The organism is Pseudomonas sp. K5002, assembly GCF_013386655.1.
Lineage (GTDB): Bacteria > Pseudomonadota > Gammaproteobacteria > Pseudomonadales > Pseudomonadaceae > Aquipseudomonas.
Genome location: NZ_JACARK010000166.1, coordinates 394 through 11,924, shown reverse-complemented (window position 1 = coordinate 11,924; position 11,531 = coordinate 394). Strand labels below are relative to the sequence as shown.

General features: G+C 61.5%; 10 protein-coding genes. 9 read left to right on the top strand and 1 reads right to left on the bottom strand.

Annotated features, from left to right (window positions below):
* From murD to lpxC, 9 genes are all read left to right on the top strand, one after another.
* Window positions 1–924, top strand: a 924-nt coding sequence (murD, locus tag HX846_RS09350; RefSeq protein WP_178965305.1) for a UDP-N-acetylmuramoyl-L-alanine--D-glutamate ligase, incomplete at its 5' end; no start/stop codon positions are given.
* Window positions 921–2,144 (top strand): putative lipid II flippase FtsW, encoded by a 1,224-nt coding sequence (gene ftsW / locus HX846_RS09345; protein ID WP_003216215.1) that lies wholly within the window; start codon window positions 921–923, stop codon window positions 2,142–2,144. The genes murD and ftsW, both read left to right, overlap by 4 nt.
* Window positions 2,134–3,204: an undecaprenyldiphospho-muramoylpentapeptide beta-N-acetylglucosaminyltransferase gene (murG, locus tag HX846_RS09340; RefSeq protein ID WP_178965304.1), complete on the top strand. Its 1,071-nt coding sequence runs from the start codon at window positions 2,134–2,136 to the stop codon at window positions 3,202–3,204. The genes ftsW and murG overlap by 11 nt, the downstream gene beginning before the upstream one ends.
* Window positions 3,197–4,642, top strand: a complete 1,446-nt coding sequence (gene murC / locus HX846_RS09335; protein ID WP_003216219.1) for a UDP-N-acetylmuramate--L-alanine ligase — start codon at window positions 3,197–3,199, stop codon at window positions 4,640–4,642. Before murG ends, murC begins: the two co-directional genes overlap by 8 nt.
* Window positions 4,639–5,595, top strand: a complete 957-nt coding sequence (locus HX846_RS09330) for a D-alanine--D-alanine ligase (protein WP_003216220.1) — start codon at window positions 4,639–4,641, stop codon at window positions 5,593–5,595. The genes murC and HX846_RS09330 overlap by 4 nt, the downstream gene beginning before the upstream one ends.
* A gap of 4 nt (window positions 5,596–5,599) precedes the next feature.
* Window positions 5,600–6,466, top strand: a complete 867-nt coding sequence (locus HX846_RS09325) for a cell division protein FtsQ/DivIB (RefSeq protein WP_023659197.1) — start codon at window positions 5,600–5,602, stop codon at window positions 6,464–6,466.
* 15 nt (window positions 6,467–6,481) lie between these two features.
* Complete coding sequence (ftsA, locus tag HX846_RS09320) at window positions 6,482–7,744, top strand: cell division protein FtsA (protein ID WP_003216224.1); 1,263 nt, start codon at window positions 6,482–6,484, stop codon at window positions 7,742–7,744.
* Between the two features lie 65 nt (window positions 7,745–7,809).
* Window positions 7,810–9,006, top strand: a complete 1,197-nt coding sequence (gene ftsZ / locus HX846_RS09315) for a cell division protein FtsZ (protein WP_003216225.1) — start codon at window positions 7,810–7,812, stop codon at window positions 9,004–9,006.
* Between the two features lie 112 nt (window positions 9,007–9,118).
* The gene (lpxC, locus tag HX846_RS09310; protein ID WP_003216227.1) at window positions 9,119–10,030 is read left to right on the top strand and encodes a UDP-3-O-acyl-N-acetylglucosamine deacetylase; all 912 of its coding nucleotides are present in this window, start codon (window positions 9,119–9,121) and stop codon (window positions 10,028–10,030) included.
* A 103-nt stretch (window positions 10,031–10,133) separates the two neighbouring features.
* Here the strand turns inward: lpxC and HX846_RS09305 are convergent.
* Window positions 10,134–11,531, bottom strand: a 1,398-nt coding sequence (locus HX846_RS09305) for a diguanylate cyclase (RefSeq protein ID WP_178965303.1), incomplete at its 5' end; no start/stop codon positions are given.

Genomic DNA, 11,531 nt, shown 5'->3' with positions numbered 1-11,531 from the left:
GGCAACCTCGGCACGCCGGCGCTGGACCTGCTCAACGACGACGTCGAGCTGTACGTGATGGAGCTGTCGAGCTTCCAGCTGGAAACCACTGACCAGCTCAACGCCGAAGTGGCCACCGTGCTCAACGTCAGCGAAGACCACATGGACCGCTACAGCGGCCTGCCGGCGTATCACCTGGCCAAGCACCGGATCTTCCGTGGCGCGCGGCAAGTGGTGGTGAACCGTCAGGATGCCCTGAGCCGTCCGCTGATCGGCGAAGGTCTGCCGTGCTGGACCTTCGGCCTGAACAAGCCTGACTTCAAGGCCTTCGGCCTTCGGGAAGAGAACGGCGAGAAATACCTGGCCTTCGAATTCCAGAACCTGATGCCGGTGCGCGAACTGAAAATCCGTGGTGCCCACAACCAGGCCAACGCCCTGGCGGCGCTGGCGCTCGGTCACGCAGTTGGCTTGCCGTTCGACGCCATGCTCTCGGCCCTGCGCAGCTTTGCCGGCCTTGAGCATCGCTGCCAGTGGGTTCGCGAGCTGGCTGGTGTTGGCTATTACAACGATTCCAAGGCCACCAACGTCGGTGCGGCACTCGCTGCCATCGAAGGCTTGGGTGCCGACATTCAGGGCAAGGTCGTGCTGATCGCCGGTGGCGACGGCAAGGGTGCCGACTTCAAGGACCTTAAAGGCCCGGTCGCCGCCAACTGCCGCGCCGTGGTGTTGATGGGCCGTGATTCCGGCCTGATCGCCGATGCCCTGGGCGACGCCGTACCGCAGGTGCGCGCGCAGTCCCTGGACGATGCCATTGCCCAATCCAAAGCCTTGGCTCAGCCGGGCGACGTGGTGCTGCTGTCGCCTGCCTGCGCCAGTTTCGACATGTTCAAGAACTACGAAGAGCGCGGCCAGCTGTTCGCCCGCGCCGTGGAGGCCTTGGCATGAGTATCAATTTCCGTAACATCATCAAGCCGTACCCGTCGCCGATCATTACCGGGCGCGGTATCGACCTTGATTTCCCGATGCTTGCCGGTTGCCTCGCGCTGCTGGGCCTGGGCCTTGTGATGATCACCTCGGCCTCCTCGGAAGTGGCTGCGGTGCAATCGGGCAACACCCTGTACATGATGATCCGTCACCTGGTGTACCTGGTGATTGGCCTTGGCGCATGCATCGTCACCATGATGATCCCGATCGCCACCTGGCAGCGCCTGGGTTGGCTGATGCTGGTGGGCGCCTTCGGCCTGTTGGTGATGGTGATCCTGCCCGGCATCGGGCGTGAGGTGAACGGCTCGATGCGCTGGATCGGCTTCGGTGCGTTCAACGTGCAGCCCTCGGAAATCGCCAAGGTGTTCGTGGTGATCTACCTCGCCGGCTACCTGGTGCGGCGCCAGAAAGAAGTACGCGAAAGCTGGATGGGCTTCTTCAAGCCGTTCATCGTGCTGCTGCCCATGGCCGGCCTGTTGCTGATGGAGCCGGACTTCGGTGCCACCGTTGTAATGATGGGGGCGGCGGCGGCGATGCTGTTCCTCGGTGGCGTCGGCCTGTTCCGCTTCACCTTGATGGTGGTGCTGGCGGTGGCCGCCGTGACCATTCTGGTGCAGGCGCAACCCTACCGGATGGCCCGTCTGATTACCTTTACCGACCCGTGGTCCGATCAGTTCGGTTCCGGCTACCAGTTGACCCAGGCGTTGATCGCCTTCGGTCGCGGTGAGTGGCTGGGCGTGGGCCTGGGCAATAGCGTGCAGAAGCAGTTCTACCTGCCGGAAGCCCACACCGACTTCGTGTTCTCGGTACTCGCCGAAGAGCTGGGCGTGGTCGGTTCGCTGTGCACCGTCGCGCTGTTCGTGTTCGTGTGTGTTCGCGGCATGTACATCGGCTTGTGGGCCGAAAAGGCCAAGCAATATTTCGCCGCCTACGTGGCGTACGGCTTGTCGTTCCTGTGGATCGGCCAGTTCCTGATCAACATCGGGGTGAACGTCGGCCTGCTGCCGACCAAGGGCCTGACCTTGCCGTTCCTCAGTTACGGCGGCAGCTCGTTGGTGATTTGCTGCGCCTGTCTCGGGTTGTTGCTGCGTATCGAGTGGGAGAGTCGGACCCACCTGGGCAGCGAAGAGATGGAGTTCAGCGAAAGCGACTTCGCCGAGGAGCCGAACCATGGGCGCTAACGTGCTGATCATGGCAGGCGGCACCGGTGGCCACGTGTTCCCGGCGCTGGCCTGTGCCCGTGAGTTCCAGAACCGTGGCTACACCGTGCATTGGCTCGGTACGCCGCGCGGCATCGAAAATGATCTGGTACCGAATGCCGGCTTGCCGCTGCATTTGATCAACGTCACCGGCTTGCGTGGCAAGGGCAAATTGTCCCTGCTGAAGGCGCCGTTCGTGTTGCTCAAGGCCGTGTGGCAGGCGCGCAAGGTGATCCGCGAAGTGAAGCCGGTATGCGTGCTGGGCTTTGGTGGCTACGTGACCGGCCCGGGCGGTGTTGCGGCAAGACTCGCCGGCGTGCCAGTGATCGTCCACGAGCAGAATGCCGTGGCCGGCACTGCCAATCGCCTGCTGGTGCCCTTGGCTGCACGGGTATGCGAGGCGTTTCCGAAGACCTTTGGTGCCGCGGACAAGTTGCGTACCACCGGCAACCCGGTGCGTACCGAACTGTTCATGGACATCGCCCGCCAGCCGTTGGCTGGTCGCAAGGCGCACCTGTTGATCCTGGGCGGAAGCCTGGGAGCCGAACCCTTGAACAAATTGCTGCCTGAAGCGGTGTCGCAACTCCCTGAAGCATTGCGCCCCGAGATCTTCCATCAGGCCGGCAAGAACCACGATGAAGTGACCGCCACGCGCTACCGCGAAGCGGGTGTGGAGGCGAATGTGCAGCCCTTCATCAAAGACATGGCCCAAGCCTATGGCTGGGCCGACCTGGTGGTCTGTCGCGCAGGTGCGTTGACCGTCAGTGAACTGGCTGCCGCCGGTCTGCCGTCCTTGCTGGTGCCTTTGCCCCACGCGATCGACGATCACCAGACCCGCAACGCCGAATATTTGGCCGGGGAGGGCGCTGCCTTCCTGCTGCCGCAAAGAACGACTGGCGCCGCCGATTTGGCCGCACGCCTGACCGAGGTTTTGATGCAACCGGAACGACTGAACAGCATGGCGAGCACCGCAAGCCGCCTGGCCAAACCTGACGCAACCCGCACCGTGGTCGATATCTGCCTGGAGGTGGCCCATGGTTGAGAATCAGAAAGCCATGCCGCAACCGGAAATGCGCCGCATCCGTCGCATCCACTTCGTCGGTATCGGCGGCGTGGGCATGTGCGGGATCGCCGAAGTGTTGCTGAACCTGGGTTACCAGGTGTCCGGCTCCGACCTGAAAATGTCGCCGGTCACCGAGCGCCTGGAATCGTTTGGCGCAAAAATCTTTATCGGCCACCGCGCCGAGAACGCTGCCGAAGCCGACGTGCTGGTGGTCTCCAGCGCTGTGAACACCTCCAACCCGGAAGTGGCCACCGCCCTTGAACGCCGCATTCCCGTAGTGCCGCGTGCCGAAATGCTGGCTGAGCTGATGCGCTACCGCCACGGCATCGCCGTCGCCGGTACCCACGGCAAGACCACCACCACCAGCCTGATCGCCTCGGTGTTCGCCGCCGGTGGCCTGGACCCGACTTTCGTCATCGGTGGCCGCCTGAATGCAGCCGGCACCAATGCACAACTGGGGACCAGCCGTTACCTGATCGCCGAAGCCGATGAAAGCGACGCCAGCTTCCTGCACCTGCAACCGCTGGTGGCCGTGGTGACCAACATCGACGCCGACCACATGGCGACCTACGACGGTGACTTCAACAAACTGAAGAAAACCTTCGTCGAGTTCCTGCACAACCTGCCGTTCTACGGTCTGGCCGTGGTGTGCCTGGACGATCCGGTGGTGCGCGAAATCCTGCCGCTGGTGAAGCGTCCGACCGTGACCTACGGCTTCAGCGAAGACTGTGACGTGCGCGCGATCAATGTGCGCCAGCAAGGCATGCAGACTTTCTTCACCGTGCTGCGTCCTGACCGCGAGCCGCTGGATGTCTCGGTGAACATGCCGGGCAACCACAACGTACTCAACTCCCTGGCGACCATCTGCATCGCCTCCGACGAAGGCGTCAGCGATGAAGCCATCGTCGAAGGCCTGTCGGGTTTTGCCGGCGTGGGTCGTCGCTTCCAGGTCTACGGCGAACTGCCGGTGGACGGCGGCAACGTGATGCTGGTGGACGACTACGGTCACCACCCGACCGAAGTGGCAGCGGTGATCAAGGCCGTACGCGGTGGTTGGCCGGAACGCCGCCTGGTGATGGTGTACCAGCCGCACCGCTACAGCCGTACCCGCGACCTGTACGACGATTTCGTCAATGTACTGGCGGATGCCAACGTGTTGCTGCTGATGGAAGTCTACCCGGCCGGTGAAGAACCGATCCCGGGTGCCGACAGCCGCAAGCTGTGCAACAGCATCCGTCAACGCGGCCAGTTGGACCCGATCTACATCGAGCGTGGTGTGGACCTGGCGCCGATCGTCAAGCCGCTGCTGCGTGCCGGCGACATCCTGCTGTGCCAGGGTGCCGGTGACATCGGTGGCCTCGCCCCTAAATTGCTGGCAAGCCCGCTGTTTGCCGCCGCACAGGGGAAGTCGAAATGACCACTGACTACGGCTCCCTGTTCTCGACCATTCAACCTGCCGACTTCGGCCGGGTTGCGGTGCTGTTCGGTGGCAAGAGCGCTGAGCGTGAAGTGTCGCTGAAGTCCGGCAATGCCGTGCTGGAAGCGCTGCAAAGTGCCGGTGTGAATGCGTTCGGCATCGACGTGGGTGATGACTTCCTGTCGCGCCTGCAGGCCGAGAAGATCGACCGCGCCTTCATCATTCTTCACGGCCGTGGCGGTGAAGACGGCAGCATGCAGGGCCTGCTGGAGTGCCTGGGCATTCCGTATACCGGCAGCGGCATCCTCGCTTCGGCCCTGGCCATGGACAAGTTGCGCACCAAGCAGGTGTGGCACAGCCTGGGTATTCCGACCCCGCGTCACAGCGTGCTGTGCAGCGAAGACGATTGTATTTCTGCAGCCAAGGAACTGGGCCTGCCTTTGATCGTCAAACCAGCCCATGAAGGCTCCAGTATCGGCATGGCTAAAGTGAACTCAGCCGCCGAATTGATTGACGCATGGAAAGCGGCCAGTACCTACGATTCGCAAGTGTTGGTGGAACAGTGGATTCAAGGTCCCGAGTTCACCATCGCTACTCTGCGTGGCCAGGTATTGCCGCCCATCGCATTGGGCACGCCTCACACCTTTTACGACTACGACGCCAAGTATGTGGCCTCCGATACCCAGTACCGGATCCCGTGCGGCCTCGACGCAGCCAAGGAACAGGAATTGATGGACCTCACGGCGAAAGCCTGTGAGGCGCTGGGTATCGCCGGTTGGGCGCGGGCAGACGTGATGCAGGATGACCAGGGGAACTTCTGGTTCCTGGAAGTCAACACTGCACCCGGGATGACCGACCACAGCCTGGTACCCATGGCCGCTCGTGCCGCCGGCCTGGATTTCCAGCAGTTGGTGCTGGCGATCCTGGCAGCAAGCATAGAGCCACGAGGCTAAGACCATGAACGGCGCATCGCTTCGTCATCAGCAACCCGCTCCCGGCCGCAAGCCGGTGCCGCGTGGTGCCAGCCGAATGGTGGCTAAAGAGCCGATGTCGGCGCGCATGCCGAAAGCCAACTTTGGTTTTCTCAAGGCGTTGTTCTGGCCGGTGATCCTGGTGGCCCTGGGGTTCGGTACGTATGAAGGCGCCCAGCGCCTGCTGCCGTATGCCGACCGGCCGATCACCAAGATCAGCGTGCAGGGTGACTTGAGCTACATCAGCCAGCAAGCCGTGCAGCAGCGAATCGCCCCGTTTGTGGCGTCGAGCTTCTTCACCATCGACCTGGCAGGCATGCGCTCCGAGCTGGAACAGATGCCATGGATTGCCCACGCCGAAGTACGTCGCGTGTGGCCGGATCAAGTGACGATCCGCCTGGAAGAACAACTGCCCGTGGCCCGTTGGGGTGATGGTGCGCTGTTGAACAACCAGGGCCAGGCGTTTGCACCTCGCGAAGTGGCGAATTACGAGCACCTGCCGCAGTTGTTCGGACCGCAGCGGGCGCAGCAGCAAGTGATGCAGCAGTACCAGGCGTTGAGCCAGATGCTGCGGCCGTTGGGCTTCTCGATTGCGCGACTGGAATTGCGCGAGCGGGGCAGCTGGTTTTTGACCACGGGTGCAGGCAGTTCCGGCCCGGGCATCGAGTTGTTGCTGGGACGCGGCAACCTGGTGGAAAAGATGCGCCGTTTTATCGCCATCTATGAAAAGACCTTGAAAGAACAGATTACGAACATTGCGAGCATCGACCTGCGTTACGCCAACGGCCTTGCCGTCGGCTGGCGGGCCCCTGCGGCGCCCACGGCAGCGCAACCTGCTGTCGCGAAGAATTAAGAAGAGGCAGGACCCATGGCAAACGTGCAAAGCGGCAAAATGATCGTCGGTCTGGATATCGGCACCTCCAAGGTGGTGGCGCTGGTAGGCGAGGTCGCGGACGACGGCACGCTGGAAATCGTCGGAATCGGCACGCATCCGTCCCGGGGCCTGAAGAAGGGCGTGGTGGTGAATATTGAATCCACCGTGCAATCGATCCAGCGCGCCATCGAAGAAGCGCAGCTGATGGCCGGTTGCCGGATTCACTCGGCATTTGTCGGCGTTGCCGGCAACCACATCCGCAGCCTGAATTCCCACGGCATCGTCGCGATTCGCGACCGCGAAGTCAGCTCGGCTGACCTGGAGCGGGTACTCGACGCAGCGCAAGCCGTGGCGATCCCGGCTGACCAGCGCGTGCTGCACACCCTGCCGCAGGACTACGTGATCGATAACCAGGAAGGCGTTCGCGAGCCCCTGGGCATGTCGGGCGTACGTCTGGAAGCCAAGGTTCACGTAGTGACCTGCGCCGTCAACGCTGCACAGAACATTGAAAAATGCGTGCGCCGCTGCGGCCTGGAAATCGACGACATCATTCTCGAGCAGTTGGCTTCGGCTTACTCGGTACTGACCGACGACGAAAAAGAACTGGGCGTGTGCCTGGTGGACATCGGCGGCGGCACCACGGACATCGCGATCTTCACCGAGGGTGCGATCCGTCACACCGCCGTGATCCCGATTGCCGGTGACCAGGTGACCAACGACATCGCCATGGCGTTGCGCACACCGACCCAGTACGCCGAAGAAATCAAGATCCGTTACGCCTGCGCCCTGGCCAAGCTGGCCGGTGCCGGTGAAACCATCAAGGTGCCAAGCGTGGGCGACCGTCCACCGCGCGAACTGTCGCGCCAGGCATTGGCCGAAGTGGTCGAGCCGCGCTACGACGAACTGTTCACCCTGATCCAGGCTGAACTGCGTCGCAGCGGCTACGAAGATTTGATCCCGGCCGGCATCGTGCTGACCGGTGGCACCTCGAAGATGGAAGGCGCGGTCGAACTGGCCGAGGAAATCTTCCACATGCCGGTCCGCCTGGGCGTGCCCCATGGCGTGAAAGGCCTGGGCGACGTAGTGCGCAACCCGATTTATTCCACCGGTGTGGGCTTGCTGTTGTACGGGCTGCAAAAGCAGACCGACGGCATTTCCCTGTCGGGCCCGAGCAACCGCGACAGCTACAGAAGCGACGACGAAGCGAAAGCGCCGTTGTTCGAGCGGTTGCAGGCTTGGGTGAAAGGCAATTTCTAAAGATTTACCGCAACACCGTTTCAAGTAGTAGGCGAAAAAACTAGAGAAATGAAAGGAGAGGGAAAATGTTCGAACTCGTAGACAACATCCCCGCAAGCCCGGTCATCAAAGTGATCGGCGTCGGCGGTGGCGGCGGCAACGCTGTCAACCACATGGTCAAGAGCAACATTGAAGGCGTTGAATTCATCTGCGCCAACACTGACGCCCAGGCCCTCAAAAGCATCGGTGCACGCACCATCCTGCAATTGGGCACAGCCGTGACCAAGGGCCTGGGTGCCGGCGCGAATCCGGAAGTCGGCCGTCAAGCCGCCCTGGAAGACCGCGAGCGCATCGCTGAAGTGCTGCAAGGCACCAACATGGTGTTCATCACCACGGGCATGGGCGGTGGTACCGGTACCGGTGCTGCGCCGATCATTGCCGAAGTGGCCAAGGAAATGGGGATCCTGACGGTTGCCGTCGTGACCCGTCCATTCCCGTTCGAAGGTCGCAAGCGCATGCAGATCGCCGATGAAGGCATCCGTCTGCTGTCCGAAAGCGTCGACTCGTTGATCACCATTCCCAACGAGAAGCTGCTGACCATCCTCGGCAAGGACGCAAGCCTGCTGTCCGCGTTTGCCAAGGCTGACGATGTACTGGCCGGTGCCGTTCGCGGTATCTCCGACATCATCAAGCGTCCGGGCATGATCAACGTCGACTTTGCCGACGTACGTACCGTGATGAGCGAAATGGGCATGGCGATGATGGGCACTGGCTGCGCCAGCGGTCCGAACCGTGCACGTGAAGCTACCGAAGCGGCCATCCGCAACCCGTTGCTGGAAGACGTGAACCTGCAAGGCGCACGCGGCATCCTGGTGAACATCACCGCCGGTCCTGACCTGTCCCTGGGTGAGTACTCCGACGTGGGTAGCATCATCGAAGCCTTCGCTTCCGAGCACGCCATGGTCAAGGTCGGTACCGTTATCGATCCGGACATGCGCGACGAACTGCACGTGACCGTTGTTGCGACCGGCCTGGGTGCGAAAATCGAGAAGCCTGTAAAGGTCATCGACAACACCGTCCATACCAGCCACGCCAGCCAGCAAGCTGCCGCTCCAGCGCCTTCGCGCCAGGAACTGCCGTCTGTGAACTATCGTGACCTGGATCGTCCGACCGTGATGCGCAACCAGGCTCAGGCCGGTGCTGCTGCATCCCGCAGCCCGAATCCGCAAGATGACCTGGACTACCTGGACATCCCGGCTTTCCTGCGTCGTCAGGCCGATTAATGGAATGTATCAGGGCTATGAAGGTGATTGGTGTTCAGCAAAGGTCTGGTCTGCTATTATCGCCAGCCTTTGTTGATACCAGTTCGCAATTTGCGCTGAAGCGGTCCAAGCCATGATTAAACAACGCACCCTGAAGAATATTATCCGTGCCACAGGTGTAGGTCTGCACTCCGGGGAGAAGGTATACCTGACCCTCAAGCCCGCACCTGTCGACACCGGCATCGTGTTTGTTCGTGCCGACCTGGACCCTGTGGTGCAGATACCTGCTCGCGCGGAAAATGTTGGCGAAACCACGATGTCGACCACGTTGGTCAACGGTGACGTCAAAGTGGACACGGTGGAGCACTTGCTCTCGGCCATGGCCGGTCTGGGCATCGATAACGCCTACGTCGAGCTCTCCGCGTCCGAAGTCCCGATCATGGATGGCAGCGCCGGACCCTTCGTATTCTTGATTCAATCTGCCGGCCTGGAAGAACAGGACGCAGCCAAGAAGTTCATTCGCATTCTGCGGGAAGTGACAGTAGAAGACGGCGACAAGCGCGCCACCTTCGTCCCGTTCGAAGGCTTTAAAGTGAGCTTTGAGATCGATTTCGATCACCCGGTATTCCGTGACCGCACCCAAAGTGCAAGCGTGGATTTTTCCAGCACCTCGTTCGTAAAAGAAGTCAGCCGCGCCCGTACCTTTGGTTTCATGAGTGACATCGAGTACCTGCGCAAGCACAACCTCGCACTCGGCGGCAGCGTTGAAAACGCCATTGTGGTCGACGCGGATGGTGTACTGAACGAAGACGGCCTTCGCTATGAAGACGAATTCGTGAAGCACAAGATCCTCGATGCAATCGGTGACCTCTACCTGCTGGGCAATAGCCTGATAGGCGAGTTCAAAGGCTTCAAGTCTGGCCACGCCCTGAACAACCAACTGCTGCGCAAGCTGATTGCACAGACAGATGCCTGGGAAGTCGTGACCTTCGAAGATGCCAGCACCGCACCGATCTCTTACATGCGTCCCGTCGCGGCGGTGTAAGTAACAACTCTCTTTCCTTTTGTTTTTAAAGGCCGCCTTCGGGTGGCCTTTTTTTTGATCGTTCCCACGCTCTGCGTGGTAACGCCTCCTGTGATGCTTCGCGTCACGGCTTTAAAGCGCCGGCATCAACAACGCGATTACGCCCGGTATGCTTGGCCTCATACAGCGCCTGGTCGGCGTTGAGCAGTAATTCCTCCAGCGTGGTGCGGCTGTTTTTGGTCCAGGTACTGAGGCCGATGCTGACGGTAATCGGCACCGTATCCCCGCCCACTCGCGGCAGGTGTTCGACACTGCTGCGGATATGTTCAGCAATCACGCGCGCACCCTGGCTGTCGGTATGCGGCAGCACCACTGCAAATTCTTCCCCACCATAGCGAGCCGCGAGGTCAGCCGGGCGGCGGATATTGCCCTCGATCACCTGCGCCACCGTGCGCAGTGCCTCGTCGCCACCTTGATGGCCATGTCGGTCGTTGAACGCCTTGAAGTGGTCCACGTCAATCATCAGCACTGTCAATGGCTCGGCCGAACGCTGGGCGCGGTCCCATTCCAGGCGCAGGCGTTGGTCCAGGGTGCGGCGGTTGGCCAGGGCGGTGAGCGCGTCGGTGGCTGCCAGTTCTGACAGCACTTGCTCGGCACGGTGGCGCCTGCGCAGTTCCATGCAGAGCATCCAGGTCAGCCACAAAAGGCCGATGCACAAAATCCCGGTGGCGCCGCTGATCACCAGTGCTGCGCGCTTCCAGGGGGCGAATATGTCATTCGTGGACAGCCCCACGACGACGATCAGCGGTAAATCGCCCACCGTTGAGAAGGTATACAGGCGGTGCTCCTCATCCACACTGGAGGTGCCGCGAAAGTTGCCGTCGCGCTCGTGCAATATGCGCGCGACGTTGGGCCGCTGGCTGAGGTCCTTGTCGATCATGTCCCGTTCCAGCAGCGGCTGCTGGGCCAGCAGGATGCCTTGCCGGTTGATCAGGTTGATGGTGCTGTCGCTGCCGATATTCAGGCTGCGGAACAGTTGCTGAAAGTACGACAGGCGCATGGTGGCCACGGCCACGCCGAGGAATCGCCCATCCGGCCCGGAAACCCGGCGGCTGAATGCGATACGCCATTGGTCGTCACACACGCAGCGCGCCGTGAAGGGCCGGCTGATGAACAGGCCCAGGTCGGGATTCTGCCGATGGGCCTGGAAGTAATCGCGGTCGGCGAAGTTGGCGGATTTGGGCGTCTGCAGGGCTGAGTCCGCGATCACGTTGCCATCCTTGTCCAGCAACAGGATGTCGCCTTTGTAGGGCGCCGCTTCCGACCGGTCGAACAGCACCAGGTGACGGATGCCGGCCGATACCCCAGCCAAATCAGTGCGTTCGGTGGCGGCGATCAGGCCTTTGATCGACAAGTCGTACAGCTCGACGTTGCGCAGCACGTCAGCGTCGATCAGTTGGGTGATGTTATTGGCCGTGCGTTGGGCCGCCTGCAACGTGTTGGCGTGTTCGCGGATCAGCAG

What these genes read in the sequence shown, in the direction of transcription:
- ftsA (WP_003216224.1), top strand. Translation starts at nt 6,482, where the DNA reads ATGGCAAACGTGCAAAGCGGCAAAATGATCGTCGGTCTGGATATCGGC.
- ftsZ (WP_003216225.1), top strand. Translation starts at nt 7,810, where the DNA reads ATGTTCGAACTCGTAGACAACATCCCCGCAAGCCCGGTCATCAAAGTG.
- HX846_RS09330 (WP_003216220.1), top strand. Translation starts at nt 4,639, where the DNA reads ATGACCACTGACTACGGCTCCCTGTTCTCGACCATTCAACCTGCCGAC.
- lpxC (WP_003216227.1), top strand. Translation starts at nt 9,119, where the DNA reads ATGATTAAACAACGCACCCTGAAGAATATTATCCGTGCCACAGGTGTA.
- murC (WP_003216219.1), top strand. Translation starts at nt 3,197, where the DNA reads ATGGTTGAGAATCAGAAAGCCATGCCGCAACCGGAAATGCGCCGCATC.
- murG (WP_178965304.1), top strand. Translation starts at nt 2,134, where the DNA reads ATGGGCGCTAACGTGCTGATCATGGCAGGCGGCACCGGTGGCCACGTG.
- ftsW (WP_003216215.1), top strand. Translation starts at nt 921, where the DNA reads ATGAGTATCAATTTCCGTAACATCATCAAGCCGTACCCGTCGCCGATC.
- HX846_RS09325 (WP_023659197.1), top strand. Translation starts at nt 5,600, where the DNA reads ATGAACGGCGCATCGCTTCGTCATCAGCAACCCGCTCCCGGCCGCAAG.